This is a genomic window from Geomobilimonas luticola, from assembly GCF_018476905.1.
In the GTDB taxonomy this organism is placed as follows: Bacteria; Desulfobacterota; Desulfuromonadia; order Geobacterales; family Geobacteraceae; genus Geomobilimonas; species Geomobilimonas luticola.
In genome coordinates this window covers 187709-202365 of the sequence record NZ_JAHCVK010000003.1, presented here as the reverse complement: position 1 = coordinate 202365, position 14657 = coordinate 187709, and the positions used below count along the sequence as shown (strand labels likewise).

Here is a 14657-nt window from a genome sequence, read left to right as displayed (position 1 = left end):
TTGTCGACGCTCGTGCTCGGCATAGGCAACCTGGTTATGGCCGATGACGGCGTGGGGGTCCGGGTTGTCCAGCGCCTTCAGCGCGATTACCGGTTTCCCCCCGGGGTGACGGTCATGGATGGAGGGACCCTGGGGCTGGATATCCTCCCTTGGCTGGAAGGGGTGGAACAGCTTCTCATGGTTGATGCGATTGAAACCGGCTGGGAGCCGGGAACGGTGGTGCGGCTCGTGGGGGAAGAGCTCCCCGTTGCCCTCAAGACCAAGCTTTCTCCCCACCAGATGGGGCTGCAGGACCTGCTGGCGGTAGCGGAACTGCAGGGGTTTTCGCCGCGGGAGATGGTGCTCTGGGGGGTTCAGCCGGCGGTGCTGGAGTTGGGAATGGAACTCTCCCTACCGGTGGCGGCACAGCTCGATACCCTCGTCGATCGGGTACTTGCCGAGCTTGCGGGGTGGGGAGTGGGGGTGGAGCCGCTTGCCGGCTAGGCAAGATTTCCCCGACTGGTTTACGGTTGTTATGGGCCCGTGCCGGCATTGCCGGCCGGGCATTTTTTTGCTTCGTAACCTGTTGACGCGTGGAATGCCGCGGGTGTATAACACAGAGCCGGGGAGTATCCGGAAACATGGCGGAGGGGTTGATGCACAATGAAGGAAAGCCGGTCGGGTCGTACGGCAGAATTGTAGCTGCGTTACAGATCGTGATAGTTGGGCTGATCGTCGGCTTTGCCACGGTTCAGCTCTTCCTCGGCAATTTTGCCGCGGCCATGGCCACCTTTCCCCTGCTGGTTGTCTACTGGTTTTTCCTCACAGTCTGGAAAAAACAATCCTAGCAAATCGTCCAACCAGGGAGTACAGACTGTCGTGCGCCACCCCCTGCTGAAAAATCTTACCGCGTTCGCCCTGCCGGCCATCCTCCTGGTGGCCGCTTCCCTTATCCTGCCCCGCATCGCCACGTTTCCCGCCGAATGGCAGGCGCATCTGGTTTCCGCCCCGTATCTCATCTTTGCCACCCTCATCATCCTCAGCTTCCACTTCAACCGCGGCCGGATCTTTTGTGTGGCGCTCCTGCTCGGTGTTGCCTACTGGAGCTGTCGCGTCTACCTGCAGCAGGGACTGGTGGATTTCCGAGCCGGCATGATCTACCAGTCCTTGGCGGTCCTCCTTCCGGTCAACATTACCCTCTTCTGTTTTGTCCGCGAACGGGGAGTCCTGACGACCGCCGGACGGTTGCGTCTTGCCTTCCTTGCGGGGCAGGCGTTCATGGTTGCCTGGTTCGTCCGCTACAACTACGTGGAGGTTCAGCAGTTCATGGGACGGGAACTGGTGGCCAGCCCGTTTTTGGAGCGGTTCCTCCTTCCCCAGTCGGCGCTGTTTCTCTTCTTTGCCGGGGGGCTCCTCATCGCCGCGAAACTGCTTGTCCGCCCCGCCCCCCTGGAGAGCGGCATGTTCGGCGCCCTGCTCGCCGTGGCTGTGGTCTGCAACTGGCTTGCCACCGAACACCTCGTGCCGCTGTTCATGGGGACCGCGGGCCTGCTCCTCATCATCAGCGTCGTTCAGGATTCCCACAACATGGCCTACCGGGACGACCTCACCGGCCTGCCGTCGCGCCGTGCCCTCAACGAGCAGTTGATGGGGCTGGGACGGCATTACGCAATCGCCATGCTTGACGTCGACCATTTCAAGAAGTTCAACGACATCTATGGCCACGATGTGGGTGACCAGGTCCTGCGGATGGTGGCGAGCAGGATGCAGGGGGTCAAGGGAGGTGGCAGGGCGTTCCGCTACGGTGGGGAGGAATTCACCATCCTCTTTCCGCGTCGATGTCTTGCGGATGCCGTTCCCCACCTGGAAGAGGTGCGCAGTACTATTGCCGGTTACCAGATGAAAATCCGCAGTGTCGACCGCCCCAAGGATGGCCAGGAGGGGAAAAAGCAGCGTGGAGCAGGCAACAGCGACCAGACCGTCTCGGTCACCATCAGTATCGGCGTGGCCGAGTGCTGCGATGGATCCGCGACCCCCGAGGCAGTGATAAAGGCAGCCGATCAGGCCCTTTACCGGGCCAAGCAGAAGGGGCGCAACCAGGTCTGCACGTAACGTAGTCCGTATAATCTGTCTCCTCATCTTACCCCTCGTCCCTTTAGGCCCGTATTCTGGGTCATCCCATCAAGGGAGGGGAACACCTGTTTGCTATGTTGAAGGTTCTCTCCTGTAGTGGTGTTCTGCGTGAATCCGCCGTTTTCCCCAGAATTCTGCGTTTAATTCTGCGTTTCTTGCAACCTGCCGATTTTTGACCCACGTCATAATCTTTTTTCCTCCTAAGCGCTATGCTGACATCATCAAAGGAGGAGGAAACCATGGAATTCAGGCAGAATCTCGGCAATCAGGCGATCCAGGACGTCATCGCCACCTATCCCCCGGTCGGCGACATTCTCAACCGTTACGACATCGGCTGCGTCACCTGCAAGGTGGGGATATGTCTTCTCAAGGACGTGGTTTCCATCCACGGCCTTTCCAAAGAGGATGAAGCGAAAATAGAGGCGGAAATCAACACATATCTCGAAAACAGGGAAAAAGGAGAATAACAATGAGTCATCTTGGTTGCGGCTGCCCCGGCAGCATGGCGCGGGTCATCGAAAGAAACGAAACGAACGGTAACGAGACGGCGGCACAGGCGCCGTCCGAACTGCGGCAGTGGCCGGTTCAGCTCCAGCTGGTCCCTCCCACGGCACCCTACTTCAAGGAGGCGGATATCCTGGTCGCGGCCGACTGCGTGGCGTTCGCCCTGGGAAGTTTTCACCGTGACCTGCTGAAGGGTAAGGCGCTTGCTATCGCCTGTCCGAAGCTCGACGAAACGGGGAGCTACGTGGAGAAGCTGGCCACCATCTTCCGGGAAAACGGGGTAAAGAGCATCACCGTCGCCATCATGGAGGTCCCCTGCTGCCGCGGCCTCGATGTCATGGTCAAGCAGGCGGTCGGGCTTTCCGGCAAGGATATCCCCCTGGAAACGGTCATCATCGGCGTGGATGGCGAGAGGAGGAACTGAACATGGCAACGAAACGGGACATTACGACCGCTCTGGTCGATGAGCACAAGCTGATTCTGAGGATGCTGGCTGTTCTGGAGCGGAACGCCACTCTGACACGGGAGGGGAAATATACCGATTACCGGTTCTATCTCAGCGCAGTGGATTTCATCAGGAACTACGCGGACCGTTTCCACCACGCCAAGGAAGAGGATGTGCTGTTCGAGGCGCTGGTGGCAAACGGCATGCCGCGACAGAACAGCCCGGTGGCGGCGATGCTGCTGGAGCATGACCAGGGACGGGCGTACGTTCGCGCCATGGAGGAAGCCGCCCAGGCGGCGCTGCGGGGGGAACCGGGACAGGACGAGGTGATTGCCGCCAATGCCCTCGGCTATCTGGAAATGCTCCGGGAGCACATCGCCAAGGAAGACGACATCCTCTACCCCCTTGCGGAACGGCTTATCCCCGACACCCTGAGGGACGGCATCATTGCTGCCTATGGCGCAGCGGAAGCAAAAACTGCGGCCGATTTCGCGGCCACGTACGAGGAACTGGTGGCGCGCTGCGAAGGAGAGACGGTCGATCGGGCAGCGTAACCGCTATCTGTTTCCACGATGAACGCAAAAAGGGGAGGTCGATTGACCTCCCCTTTTTCGTTCAAGAGGATCTATACAATGGGACCTATACGTCTTATATGACCTATAGGCCCCATTCTTCGATCTATCTGTCCGAATGGGGCACAGCCGGCGCTATCGGCTTAACCGGCGCTGCCGCTGGCGAGGCCGATTCGACCACCAGGGGTGCCGGTGCGGCAATCACTGGTTCGGCAGCCGGTTGTACTGGCGCTGGCGCTGGCGTTTCAGCGACCGGTTGCGCCGCTGCGGCAGGGGGGGCGGATGCGGCTGGAGCGGATTGTTTACGGATCGGCTGCAGTTCCGGTTGTGGTGCCGCGGGCTTTTTCCCTTCGCTATTGCCGTTGCCGAACAGGTTGGAATCGGGGGTGAGGAGGGAAACCATCTTCTCGAACTGGTCGGCGTAGAGAACAGAAACCTGGGCCTTGGACGAGAGGCTGGAGGTCCGAGTCTTGTCAAGAGCCCGGCCGATCCCCGCCATGGTTTTGAACTTGACCTCCACCTTTTCGCTGGCATTGGCCTCTGCCTCGTCAAAGGCGGGGTACTGGAGAGGGAGCAGGGGAGGGAAGGATAGCAGTCGCTGGCGGAAATTGGGGTATTCCCAGAGTACGGTGCCGTCCGCATCGAGTATCTGGGCCGTCATGATCAGGTAGTCGTAGCTGCTGTCGAGATAGGACAGAAGGTTGCTGGAGCGGATCGAATCCTTTTTGGTAATGCCGCTCACCACGACGAACATGACCGCGTCAACACCGTTTCTGGTGATATAATCGCGCAGTTCCTGCACCTTGAAGAAATACTTGTTGTAGACCACACCGGCATCGTCGCGCCGTTCGCGGCGATACACCAGCTTGCCCGCAAGCTGGTCGGGATCGTCGGGGAGATGCAGTACCGAGAAATAGGCGCCGGTGTCCTTCAGCAGGGCCACCAGTTCCTTTTCGTTCCTGCGGTTGGCATCCCTGACGAGACCGATGAGCGCGTCCTTGTCCGGATAGCGGATTTCGGAGTCCGCGTCCACCAGCAGCGGCGCTACGCCCAGCACCCGTACCTTGCTTTCGTAGACATCCTTCGGGACATTGTAGTAATTGTGGGAACAGCCAACGGTGAAGATGGAAATGAGAACGACGGGGAGAAGCTTCAGCATCCTGTTCACAGCCAGGCCTCCTGGGGAGAGTGTCGCGGTGGTAACCGGGGCGTTGATGTGCCGTTTATAGCAGAAACGGGGCGAAATGGCCATGGATTAATCCTTGTCCTGGAGCATGATGAACCCCATCTGTCGCCCCGTATCCCCGCCGTCCCGCCGGTAGGAGAAGAACAGATCGTGGTTGCAGCTGACGCACTGCGCCGCCGTGCTGATGTTCTCCTCGGCAAGCCCGGACTCCAGAAGGTGGCGCCGGTTGGCCGCCACCAGGTCGAGCCCCCACTTTCCCTTCTCCGTTTCCGTGGCAAACAGGTCCCAGCCGGCCCCCCCTTTACGGAAGGCCTCCATGACCGGTCCGTCAACCTGGTAGCAGCAGGGACCGATGCCGGGGCCGACCGCCGCCAGAATGTCGGCGGGGCGGCTGTCGAACATCTTCACGAACGCCTCGACCCCCTTGTGGGCGATGAGCCCGGCGGTCCCCTTCCAGCCGGCATGGAGCGCTGCCACAACTTTCTGCACCGGATCGAGGAGAAGGAGCGGCACGCAGTCGGCAACGCATATGCCGATCATCACGCCGGGCTGATTGGTGATGATGCCGTCCGCCTCCAGCTTGAGGAAGTGGCTGTAATCGGGATTTGGTGTGTCGAGCACCAGGAGATCCACACCATGGACCTGGTTGACGGTAACCAGCCGTTCCAGCCGGGTGCCGAAGGCCCTGGCAAGCAGGCTCCGGTTTCCCTGCACGCTGTGGGGGGAGTCGAGGGTGTTGGTCCCCAGGTTGAACGAGTTGTAGGGGGGACGCGAAAGGCCTTCATGACGGGTGGTGAACCCCTGGACCGCCATCCCGGTCTTTGCAAGATTCAGCGGCTCCAGGTAGTGGACCTTGCCGTTTTTTTTCATTTCCATACGAGTGACTCCTTGTAAGTGCTCGGGATCATGATTTCAATAAACCAGTCCCTAATCCCTGGTCCCTTCAGACCCGTTTTTTGGGTCTGACCCCTGATTTTCCAGATACTCGATGATCCGGCCCATGTCCTCGGGCAGGTCGGTGTCGAACTCCAGGTATTCCCCGCTGGTGGGGTGAAGGAAGCCGAGGGTCTTGGCGTGGAGGGCCTGGCGTCCCATCTCCCGGATGAGCGTGCGCAGCTGCAGGTCGCGGATGCCTGCGAGCCGGCCGCCACCGCCGTAGGTGTCATCTCCCAGCAATGGGTGCCCAGCTTCGGAGAGGTGAACCCGGATCTGGTGGGTACGGCCGGTCTCCAGGCGGAGCTTGAGCAGGGTGACCCCGCTGTAGCGGCCCAGGACCTGCCAGTGGGTCACCGCGTGCTTGCCGTGGCGGGCCTTGCCGGACATCTTTTTCCTATCCGTCGGGTGCCGGCCGATGACCGATTCGATCCGCCCCTTGTCCGTCTTGGGGGAACCGAAGACCAGTGCCAGGTAGATCCGCTTGATGGTGTGCTCCTTGAACTGGTGGGCCAGGGACTGATGGGACGCATCATGCTTGGCTACCACGATGACCCCCGAGGTGTCCTTGTCGATCCGGTGCACGATTCCCGGCCGCAGCTCCCCGCCGACACCGGACAGGTCAACACAATGGGCAAGGAGAGCATTGACCAAGGTGCCGCCGCTGGTCCCCGCCCCGGGATGAACCACCATGCCGGCCGGTTTGTTGACAACCACCAGATCACGATCTTCGTAGAGAATGGTGAGGGGGATCGCTTCGGGGGCAGGGGTGGCCGGCACCGGCGGGGGAATGGTGACGAGGATCCGTTCGCCCCCTCTCAGTTTGAGGGAAGGCTTCTGGGGAGTCCCCCCAACCGTCACCATGCCGGCCTCGATGAGCCGCTGGGCCGCCGCCCGGGTGAGGCCGCCGATCAGCTGTGCCACTGCCTGGTCGAGGCGGGCCGGTTCGCTGTCCGGCGGATAGATGAACTCGTGTGTTTCCATTGGCCTGTCCGTCTTGAAATGAAAGAAGGCGCGATTCCCTTAACCGCGCCTTCCCTGAAATGGATGTTGTAGGGGGATTACCAGATGGACGACTCGATCTTGCCGGCCCGCTTGATCAGGACATCCACGACGGCGATCTCGAAAATGTTGGAGGATGCCAGTTGGGGGGCGACACGGGAGATGAAGTGTTGACGTCCCTCTTCCAGTTCATCGGTCAGGATCTCGAAGATGTTGTCGTTCTTGATCCCCTGTTCCACCTTGTCCCGGTTGTAGATAGCGACATCGGAGATGATGGCCCGGGCAAGGCGGCGTGCCTGCTCCGGATTATCAATGAGACTCATGGACATCCTTTCCCCGGCTGGCGTCAGCCGCTCTCGAATCAGTCCGTACTGGAGGTTCGGGGGATTATACACCAAGTCTACCGCCGTATGCCAGTTTTTTCCTCCAGGGGGCGCGGTCAGCGGATGCGAAGGGCAAAGAAGATGCTCGCATCCCCCCGGCGAACCAGGAGTATCGCGCTCCCGCGCTGCTCCGCCTCTTTCATTGCCCGGCTGTAATCGGCCAGGTTCCCGACTTTCTTCTGGTTGACGGAGGTGACGATGTCTCCCGGCCGGATGCCCGCCTCGGCTGCCGTGCCATCCTCTTCCACGCCGCTGACGATGACGCCGCTGAGGCCGCCTGCCCGTCTGTTGCGGGGGAGCTCATCCACCGTGAGCCCGAACGCGCTAGCCTGGGCCTCGGTCGAACGGGGCTTGCTCGCCGCGGCACTGTCGGCATTTCCCGTTGCCAGGGAAAGCTTCACGGTTTTGCCGTCGCGGAAAATCTCCACCGCCACTTGCTGGCCGACCGGTGTCTCGGCAACGACCAGCTGGAGCTGGCGGGAGTCCTTGATCTCCTTGCCGGCGAAGCTGAGAATGATATCGCCACGACGGAGCCCCGCCTTTTCCGCCGGGCTGCCGGCCATGATGTCGCTTATCAGCGCCCCGCGGGGCTTGTCAAGGTTGAAGGACCGGGCGATTTCCTGGGTCACCGGCTGGATCGCCACGCCGAGCCAGCCGCGCGTCACGCTCCCCTTCTTGATGAGCTGGGCCACCACCTGCTTTGCCATGTTGACCGGTATGGCGAAGCCGATTCCCTGCCCCGCAGCGACGATGGCGGTGTTGATGCCGATGACTTCGCCGTAGATGTTGAGGAGCGGCCCCCCCGAGTTGCCCGGATTGATGGATGCGTCGGTCTGGATGAAATCCTCGTAGGTCTCGATCCCCATGTTGGAGCGGCCGGTGGCGGAAACCACCCCGACGGTGACGGTCCGGTCAAGCCCGAACGGGTTGCCGATGGCAATGGCCCACTGTCCCACCTGGAGTTTGCTCGAGTCGCCCAGCACCGCCGCCGGGAGCGGGTCCTTGGCGTTGATCTTGATGACGGCGATATCGGTCTTTGGATCGCTCCCCACGACCTTGCCGCTGTATTCCTCTTCGTTGGAGAGCTTGACCTGGATGCTTTCCGCGTCGCGCACCACGTGGTCATTGGTGATGATATACCCCTCCTTGTTGATGATGAAGCCGGAGCCGAGGCTGTTTTCGCGGCGGTACTGGGGCTTGGGCTGGCGTCCGTCGAAGAAATCATCGAAGAAGGGGGAGAATTCGAAGAACGGCTGGACCAGTTTCTTCTTGCTGACGGTGGAAATGTTGACCACCGCGGGGTTGACCGCCTTGACCACGTTGGAGAACGCCTGTTGGGTGGCCAGGATATCCTTGGGCACCTCCTTGACCGGTGCCTCGGCCTGGCGGGACGATTCTGAAAAGAGGGGGGCTTCCTTCTTCTTGCAGGCAGCCAGCGGGAGGACGATCAACAGAAGGCAGATCGACATGCGGGACCAGTTCATGATAAAACCTCGTGAATACGTTGTGTTACGTCGACTCCGGCAAGGTTAGCCAAAATCCGTTCCGATGTCAATCCGCATTTGCCGGAACAAAATCGCCCTTGACGCAGAACACTCTTTTGCATATAAAAAAACCTACAAAAATCAAGGAGTCGGCTGTGACGGATATCAAATCGGAACTGAAGGATTTGCGGCTGGGGGAGAAAATTCGTAAACTCCGCCAGGAGCGGCGCTTCACGCTACAGGAACTGTCAGAGCTTTCAGGGCTTTCCAAGCCGCTTCTTTCCCAGATCGAAAACGACCAGGTCATGCCCCCCCTTGCGACCCTCCTGCGGATCGCCAAGGGGCTCAAGGTGGGGATCCATTATTTCTTCGAGGAGGAGGGGGACCGGCAGAAGTATGTCCTCATCCGCGGGGAACAGGTGACGGCAACGCCGCGCCGTCCCAACAGCGACGTCACCGGCGGCTACCTGTACCGCACCCTCGCCCCCGGCATCCGGCAGAAGCACATGGAGCCGTTCCTCGTGGAGTTCGAACATACGGTATGGGATGACAGCCACTTTTACCGCCATGAAGGGGAGGAGTTCCTCTACATTGTGGAAGGGGAACTGGAGTTCCATTTCGGCAAGGAGGTCATGCGCCTTCTGCCGGGGGACAGTGTCTACTACGATTCATCCGAGCCCCACGGCTATGTGTCGGTGGGTGAGACCCGGGCGAAGGCGGTGGCGGTGCTCTATACAAAGGGGTGAATCCGGGACCGGGAAAGTGAAAAGTGAAAGGGGGGCGGTCATTCGACCGCCCCCCTTGTCATTTATGGCGCCGCTGAAGGAGGGCGGTGAACTCCTTGATGACCTGCAGGGCGGTCGGGTCGAGGTCGGTGAAGCGGAGCCCCATGCCGGCGCTGGGCTCCAGCCGGCTCCAGACCACCTCGGCCGTTATGGTTACCGGCGCTGCGCCCTTGGGGGTGAAGAACTGGAGCGTGACAACCCGCCCAACCGGCAGCGGCTCGTCGGTGTTAACACAGACCCCGCCTTCCGACAGGTCGAAGGTATAGAAACAGGAGGCGCCGTCCATCTCCACCAGCCAGCATCCCACCTGAACCGCCATCCGCTTGCACGCCCGCTCTTCCAAGTTTAAATCTCTTCGCAGTCGGCCGGGTCCCAGCTGTCCAGTTGGCCGTTTTCCAACTTCACCTGGATGGTGCCCCCTTCCAGGGTGCAGCCGAAGGAGAGGCCGATTTCACCGGTCTTCATGTTTTTCAGGCGAACCGGTTCGTCCTTGCGTTCGGTCCGGTTACATACGGCAATGTGCTCGGATTCTTTCATGGTCGCCTCCTCTGGACCGTTCTCCGGAAATAGTAGCACGGCGTGGGGGGGATGCAAGCAAAGGCCCCTTGCTTTCCCGTCGGAACGTGTACAATTATCGGTAGGCTGCCAGGGGGAGGAAAGATGGAACAGGGTGACGGCAAAGTTCTTGTAACGGGCGCAACGGGGTTCATCGGCCGGCGGCTGGTGCGGGCGCTCCTTGCGGAAGGGTTCAGCGTGCGCTGCCTGGTGCGGAGTCCCGATGCGAAGCTGCCGGACGGGGTGGAGGCGGTAACGGGAGACATTCTGGAGCGTCGGAACCTGGATGCCGCCCTGGCCGGTATCGATACGGCCTATTACCTGGTCCATTCCATGGCCGGCGGCCGGGCCGGTTTCGAGCGGCGGGACCGGGAGGCGGCGGGGAATTTCGTGGCGGCCGCGGAACGGGCCGGCGTGCGGCGGGTCATCTTCCTGGGAGGTCTGGGGGAGGAGGGAGAGAACCTTTCCGAGCACCTGGCGAGCCGTCTGGAGGTTGCGCAGATACTGCAGTCCGGCCGGTTCCGGACCACGTTTCTCAGGGCCGCCGTCATCATCGGTGCAGGAGGTGCTTCCTACGAAATGGTGAAGGGACTGGTGGAACGCCTGCCGGTCATGATCACGCCGCGCTGGGTCTCCACCCACTGTCAGCCCATTGCGGTGGGGGACGTGATCGCCTACCTGGTCGGCTGCCTGAAGGATGAGCGGACTGCCGGGGGGACGTTCGAAATCGGCGGTCCGGAAGTCCTCTCCTACCGGGAGATGATGGAGCGGTTCGCCCGTATCGAGGGACGTTCCTGCGTCATCGTGCCGGTCCCCTTTCTCACCCCCAAGCTCTCCTCCTACTGGGTGGGACTGGTGACGCCGGTCAGGCCGTCCATCTCCATGCCCCTTATCGAAGGGGTCCGCAACGAGGTCGTCTGCCGGGAAGAGAGGATCAGGGAGCTTCTGCCCCTATCTCTCACCCCCTATGACGAGGCGGTCAGGATTGCCCTTGCGGAAGAGGGTAAAACCGCTTAGTATTGTTCCCCTTAATCGTGTCAGTACTCTTTCATTTCAATCGGACAGGGAGGAGCGTATGAAGAAAAAGATCGGTGTGGTGCTTTCGGGGTGCGGGGTGTATGACGGCAGCGAGATCCATGAGGCGGTCTTTACCCTGCTCGCCATCGACAATAACGGAGCGGAGGCGGTCTGCATGGCCCCCGACCTGGCGCTGGACGAGGTGAACCACCTGACGGGGGAGGCGACCGGTGCCAAACGGAACGTGCTGGTGGAGTCGGCCCGCATCGCCCGGGGAAAGATCCGCAACATTAGCGAGGTGACGGCTGGCGATCTGGATGCGGTCATTTTCCCCGGCGGGTTCGGCGCGGCCAAGAACCTCTGCAACTTTGCCGTGAAGGGGGCGGAGGCGACCGTTCACCCCGAGGTGGCCCGGCTTCTTCGGGAGATGGCGGCGGTGAAAAAGCCGATCGGGGCAATCTGCATCGCTCCCGCCCTGATTGCGGCGACCCTGGGGAAGGAATACCGGCCGAAGGTGACCATCGGCACCGATGCCGGCACCGCCGCGGCTATCCAGCAGACGGGGAGCGAGCACGTCCAGTGTCCGGTTACCGACTTCGTGGTGGACAGGGAGAACAAGATTGTGTCGACCCCTGCCTATATGCTGGCCGAGCGGATTTCCGAGACGGCCGAGGGGATCGAGAAGACGGTGAAGACGGTCATCGGGTTGATCTGAGAGGTTCGAGGGGAGCGGAAAGAGGGAAGGTCCTTTTTCCTTTTCTATTTTGGCTTGTTATGAACTAGGACTTGTCAACCGTAGGGACCTGGTTTATAACGTTGTGCAACATAAGCGGCAAAAGTCCAATAATTCAGGAGGAATGCACAATGAAAAAGATCTGTTTGCTGGCCTGTGTGGCACTCACTCTGGCGCTGACCACCGGCACCGCCATGGCCGATAGCATCAAGGGGCGGCTCGGGGTGACCGGCCGTCTCGGTTTTGCCGTTCCTACGGATGGCGTATTCGCAAATAATGACACTCTGCATGACTATGATACGGACCCCGATTTCATCTTCGGTGGCGGGTTCATCTACGGCATCGACCAGAACTGGGCCGCCGAGATCGACGTGACCCGGACAAAGTTCGACGTTGCCCTCCCTTTCACCGGGGACCGTAACGGCGAGATCATCAATGTCAGCCTGGGGGGGCAGTACCGGTTCATGCCCCAGGAAAAACTCGTCCCCTACGTGGGGGCCGGCCTGGACATCCTGATCAACGATCTGAAGGGGTATAGCGTGGACACGACCGTGGGGGTCCATGGCGCCGGCGGAGTCGACTACTTCATTCTCAAGCCCCTGGCGCTGACCGCGGAGGCGAAGATCGTCGCCGGTCCGGAAGCGGATATCGATCGCAACGGTACGAGGGTAGGGCGGTTCAGCACCACCAATTTCACCAGCACCTTCGGGGTCCGGTTCTTCTTCAACTGAGCAGATTCCTCTTTCGACGCGCAAAGGCGGCCACCCTGGCCGCCTTTTTTTTGTCGCCGAAATAAGGCCTTATTCACGCGGCGACGCCCGAAAAGGCAGTCAACCCGCAGAGGTTTCCCCTGGGTACTACTCTGTGGTTAGCTGTTTTTTTTATGCATCAAATTTTTGCAGAAACGCAGAGGAAATGACCCGTTTTTGCATATGTGCAAAATCAGACAGGGATGGCGGGGAGAAGTTACTCCGGTTTCCACGGCAGGAAAGGGGTTCCTGCCGACGGGTAAAAAAAGCCGCGAAACCTGCTGTGCATATACTTTATGTGCAGTATAATTATTTCATGCATCATGCACCGGTGACCCTTGTTTTCCGTCGGCACGATTTATGTAAAAGAGAAGTAATCTCTTGCGGTTTCCGTTGGAAAGGGAAGGCGCGACACGCTGACAAGCGAGGTGAATGGTATGGATACCCGGACAATCGACGAGGCCATTGACAAGTATGTTCACGAGCGGATGGAAAAGGGGAAGGAGAAGGCTGTCGAGCGCTTTCTCTCCTACGCCTACCTGCGGCATGGGGGGGATGAATTCCGCGAGTTCATGAAAAAAGTCGGGGGGCTTTCCCGCTACTACATGGACTTTCTCAGGGTGATGGAGAACCCCTTCCGGGGTCCGGAGATGGCGTGGCTCGCCTCCATGCTGGTCATCGGCGTCTTCAGCTGCTACCTCATGAGTGTGGCCGATGAACAATTGCTGGGGATATGCGTCTTCGCAGGGACACTCGTGCATGGCGGGGCGCTGGTCCGACTTGTGGCGAAAAAGTGGAGCGACGTCGGGGTGATGATCGCCATCTACCGGGAGATTGCGGAGATAGCCGACGGCGAGATTTCCTCCCCGGCTTGAGGGGAAAGATGCATGCAGTACAGGAAAAAGGCGGCCAGATGGCCGCCTTTTTTTGTATCTGCTCCCTCAGTGGGAATCCTTGAGGTTGAAGATCGGCAGGATTCGGGTGAGGCCGAAAAACAGCACGAAGGGGGTGATGGCCACCATGATGGCGCCGAACAATCCTTCCTTGAAAAGTTCCATGGTCGTCGGCCACACGGGGAGACGGTACTCCATGAATCCGGCGAAGGAGGAGGAGAATGCCTGGCCGCCGATGACCACGTTCCAGCGCATCATGAAGACCCCCATGAGGACCAGCAGGGAGCAGAACACCACCCGCTTGAGCGAAAGCCGGGGGAGCAGCAGCAGGACGAACGGTATGGCATTGCCGCAGCCGTACTGGAGGACGAATATCTTGAAGAAATCCTTGTCGTAGATGACGCTCCGGAGGATGTCCCAGGACTTCAGCGCCGTGTAGCCGCGGAAGATGAGGTCCAGCAGTTCCAGGGTAATGGCAAGGACCAGGAACATGAGGAGGTACTTGCTGGTCATGGTGACCACCTGGACCTCGGCGCTCTTCAGTTCGTCGGTCGAGGGGAGCCACGGTTTCTGCTGACGCTTCCAGGAGAATATCATTTTCCGCAGTTCCATGGTGACGGTGTAGGTGACGATGCAGAGGGCGATGCCGGAAACGACCGCCGAGCAGATGAAGATGACCGGCATGAGCGGCGTCATCCAGAGGGCGTTGGCCTTGACCGAGCCGAAGATGAAGCCGGCATAGCCGTGGAGGAAGCAGGCGACGGGGATGCCGGTCGCGGCCAGGACCTTCACCGCCTTTTCGTCCTTTTCCACGGCCTCGTGGCTGATATCCCAGGCGCCCATGATGAGCAGGCGGTAGATGAGGTAAAGAATCCCTTCCCACAAGGTGCGTTCCCGTTTTTCACCGAGGGCCGTGGCGGTTTCCACGAAGTAGACACGGTACACAAACCAGAGTTCCGAGGCGACAATCAGGGCGTAGGTGGTGAAGACGATGCCGAAGGCGGCGATGGCCGAGGTGAAATGGGGGGTCATCATGACCTCGATCCCCCGCAGCGGCTGCTGGAGGTGGAGCATGAGGGGCATCATCGCCACCGGCAAAAGGGCGAAGGAAAAGACCAGGGAGAACCGGGCGATCTCCTTGAGCTGTTTGACGCCGAACACGTGGTAGAGGGAGGAGAGGACGAAGGCCCCCGCCACGAGACCGGTCATGAAGGGGTACATGACGATCTGGATGGTCCAGTAGATGTACTCGTTGGGATAGCAGAAGAACTCCTTGATGGTCCAGGCTTCACCATGCACCATGA

Annotated in this window: 19 protein-coding genes; 11 read left to right on the top strand and 8 right to left on the bottom strand. The window is 60.2% G+C overall.

Annotation, left to right across the window (positions count from 1 at the left end):
- From KI810_RS09970 to KI810_RS09945, 6 genes are all read left to right on the top strand, one after another.
- Positions 1 to 483, top strand: coding sequence for a HyaD/HybD family hydrogenase maturation endopeptidase (locus tag KI810_RS09970; protein WP_214175384.1), 483 nt, complete (start codon positions 1 to 3; stop codon positions 481 to 483).
- A 152-nt stretch (positions 484 to 635) separates the two neighbouring features.
- Positions 636 to 827: a hypothetical protein gene (locus KI810_RS09965; RefSeq protein ID WP_214175498.1), complete on the top strand. Its 192-nt coding sequence runs from the start codon at positions 636 to 638 to the stop codon at positions 825 to 827.
- Positions 828 to 858: 31 nt separating this feature from the next.
- Positions 859 to 2091, top strand: coding sequence for a GGDEF domain-containing protein (locus KI810_RS09960; RefSeq protein WP_214175383.1), 1233 nt, complete (start codon positions 859 to 861; stop codon positions 2089 to 2091).
- 260 nt (positions 2092 to 2351) lie between these two features.
- Positions 2352 to 2579 carry a hypothetical protein gene (locus tag KI810_RS09955; protein ID WP_214175382.1) on the top strand — a complete coding sequence of 76 codons (228 nt, stop codon included), beginning with the start codon at positions 2352 to 2354 and terminating at the stop codon, positions 2577 to 2579.
- 2 nt (positions 2580 to 2581) lie between these two features.
- A complete protein-coding gene (locus KI810_RS09950; protein ID WP_214175381.1) occupies positions 2582 to 3040 on the top strand; it encodes an iron-sulfur cluster-binding oxidoreductase in 459 nt (152 codons plus the stop codon).
- 2 nt (positions 3041 to 3042) lie between these two features.
- Complete coding sequence (locus tag KI810_RS09945; RefSeq protein WP_214175380.1) at positions 3043 to 3615, top strand: hemerythrin domain-containing protein; 573 nt, start codon at positions 3043 to 3045, stop codon at positions 3613 to 3615.
- A gap of 124 nt (positions 3616 to 3739) precedes the next feature.
- On the opposite strand, the gene KI810_RS09940 is transcribed toward KI810_RS09945, so the two are convergent.
- The 5 genes from KI810_RS09940 to KI810_RS09920 form a co-directional block, all read right to left on the bottom strand.
- Entirely contained in the window at positions 3740 to 4885 is a 1146-nt protein-coding gene (locus tag KI810_RS09940) for a hypothetical protein (protein WP_214175379.1), read from the bottom strand.
- A gap of 3 nt (positions 4886 to 4888) precedes the next feature.
- Positions 4889 to 5695: a peptidoglycan editing factor PgeF gene (gene pgeF, locus KI810_RS09935; RefSeq protein WP_214175378.1), complete on the bottom strand. Its 807-nt coding sequence runs from the start codon at positions 5693 to 5695 to the stop codon at positions 4889 to 4891.
- Positions 5696 to 5746: 51 nt separating this feature from the next.
- Positions 5747 to 6736, bottom strand: coding sequence for an RluA family pseudouridine synthase (locus KI810_RS09930; protein WP_214175377.1), 990 nt, complete (start codon positions 6734 to 6736; stop codon positions 5747 to 5749).
- A 77-nt stretch (positions 6737 to 6813) separates the two neighbouring features.
- Positions 6814 to 7077 carry a hypothetical protein gene (locus KI810_RS09925; protein WP_214175376.1) on the bottom strand — a complete coding sequence of 88 codons (264 nt, stop codon included), beginning with the start codon at positions 7075 to 7077 and terminating at the stop codon, positions 6814 to 6816.
- A 116-nt stretch (positions 7078 to 7193) separates the two neighbouring features.
- The gene (locus KI810_RS09920) at positions 7194 to 8621 is read right to left on the bottom strand and encodes a DegQ family serine endoprotease (protein ID WP_214175375.1); all 1428 of its coding nucleotides are present in this window, start codon (positions 8619 to 8621) and stop codon (positions 7194 to 7196) included.
- A 155-nt stretch (positions 8622 to 8776) separates the two neighbouring features.
- On the opposite strand from KI810_RS09920, the gene KI810_RS09915 reads away from it, so the two are divergent.
- Positions 8777 to 9367 carry a helix-turn-helix domain-containing protein gene (locus KI810_RS09915; RefSeq protein ID WP_214175374.1) on the top strand — a complete coding sequence of 197 codons (591 nt, stop codon included), beginning with the start codon at positions 8777 to 8779 and terminating at the stop codon, positions 9365 to 9367.
- A gap of 58 nt (positions 9368 to 9425) precedes the next feature.
- On the opposite strand, the gene KI810_RS09910 is transcribed toward KI810_RS09915, so the two are convergent.
- A complete protein-coding gene (locus KI810_RS09910) occupies positions 9426 to 9749 on the bottom strand; it encodes a PilZ domain-containing protein (protein ID WP_214175373.1) in 324 nt (107 codons plus the stop codon).
- Between the two features lie 2 nt (positions 9750 to 9751).
- On the bottom strand, positions 9752 to 9943 hold the full coding sequence (locus KI810_RS09905; protein WP_214175372.1) for a hypothetical protein: 192 nt from the start codon (positions 9941 to 9943) through the stop codon (positions 9752 to 9754).
- A 123-nt stretch (positions 9944 to 10066) separates the two neighbouring features.
- Between KI810_RS09905 and KI810_RS09900 the strand changes: the two genes are divergently transcribed.
- The 4 genes from KI810_RS09900 (at position 10067) to KI810_RS09885 (ending at position 13335) form a co-directional block, all read left to right on the top strand.
- Complete coding sequence (locus tag KI810_RS09900; RefSeq protein ID WP_214175371.1) at positions 10067 to 10978, top strand: NAD(P)H-binding protein; 912 nt, start codon at positions 10067 to 10069, stop codon at positions 10976 to 10978.
- 58 nt (positions 10979 to 11036) lie between these two features.
- On the top strand, positions 11037 to 11693 hold the full coding sequence (elbB, locus tag KI810_RS09895; protein ID WP_214175370.1) for an isoprenoid biosynthesis glyoxalase ElbB: 657 nt from the start codon (positions 11037 to 11039) through the stop codon (positions 11691 to 11693).
- Between the two features lie 149 nt (positions 11694 to 11842).
- The gene (locus KI810_RS09890; RefSeq protein ID WP_214175369.1) at positions 11843 to 12442 is read left to right on the top strand and encodes an outer membrane beta-barrel protein; all 600 of its coding nucleotides are present in this window, start codon (positions 11843 to 11845) and stop codon (positions 12440 to 12442) included.
- A 455-nt stretch (positions 12443 to 12897) separates the two neighbouring features.
- Positions 12898 to 13335, top strand: a complete 438-nt coding sequence (locus KI810_RS09885; RefSeq protein WP_214175368.1) for a GSU0071 family protein — start codon at positions 12898 to 12900, stop codon at positions 13333 to 13335.
- Between the two features lie 66 nt (positions 13336 to 13401).
- Here the strand turns inward: KI810_RS09885 and nrfD are convergent, their stop codons facing one another.
- Entirely contained in the window at positions 13402 to 14655 is a 1254-nt protein-coding gene (gene nrfD / locus KI810_RS09880; protein WP_214175367.1) for an NrfD/PsrC family molybdoenzyme membrane anchor subunit, read from the bottom strand.
- Between the last annotated feature and the right edge of the window lie 2 nt (positions 14656 to 14657).

Coding starts and splice junctions, on each gene's coding strand:
- KI810_RS09920 (WP_214175375.1), bottom strand. CDS start 8,621: ATGAACTGGTCCCGCATGTCGATCTGCCTTCTGTTGATCGTCCTCCCG.
- nrfD (WP_214175367.1), bottom strand. CDS start 14,655: ATGGTGCATGGTGAAGCCTGGACCATCAAGGAGTTCTTCTGCTATCCC.
- KI810_RS09965 (WP_214175498.1), top strand. CDS start 636: ATGCACAATGAAGGAAAGCCGGTCGGGTCGTACGGCAGAATTGTAGCT.
- pgeF (WP_214175378.1), bottom strand. CDS start 5,695: ATGGAAATGAAAAAAAACGGCAAGGTCCACTACCTGGAGCCGCTGAAT.
- KI810_RS09945 (WP_214175380.1), top strand. CDS start 3,043: ATGGCAACGAAACGGGACATTACGACCGCTCTGGTCGATGAGCACAAG.
- KI810_RS09930 (WP_214175377.1), bottom strand. CDS start 6,736: ATGGAAACACACGAGTTCATCTATCCGCCGGACAGCGAACCGGCCCGC.
- KI810_RS09950 (WP_214175381.1), top strand. CDS start 2,582: ATGAGTCATCTTGGTTGCGGCTGCCCCGGCAGCATGGCGCGGGTCATC.
- KI810_RS09940 (WP_214175379.1), bottom strand. CDS start 4,885: ATGGCCATTTCGCCCCGTTTCTGCTATAAACGGCACATCAACGCCCCG.
- KI810_RS09905 (WP_214175372.1), bottom strand. CDS start 9,943: ATGAAAGAATCCGAGCACATTGCCGTATGTAACCGGACCGAACGCAAG.
- KI810_RS09955 (WP_214175382.1), top strand. CDS start 2,352: ATGGAATTCAGGCAGAATCTCGGCAATCAGGCGATCCAGGACGTCATC.
- elbB (WP_214175370.1), top strand. CDS start 11,037: ATGAAGAAAAAGATCGGTGTGGTGCTTTCGGGGTGCGGGGTGTATGAC.
- KI810_RS09890 (WP_214175369.1), top strand. CDS start 11,843: ATGAAAAAGATCTGTTTGCTGGCCTGTGTGGCACTCACTCTGGCGCTG.
- KI810_RS09900 (WP_214175371.1), top strand. CDS start 10,067: ATGGAACAGGGTGACGGCAAAGTTCTTGTAACGGGCGCAACGGGGTTC.
- KI810_RS09925 (WP_214175376.1), bottom strand. CDS start 7,077: ATGAGTCTCATTGATAATCCGGAGCAGGCACGCCGCCTTGCCCGGGCC.
- KI810_RS09885 (WP_214175368.1), top strand. CDS start 12,898: ATGGATACCCGGACAATCGACGAGGCCATTGACAAGTATGTTCACGAG.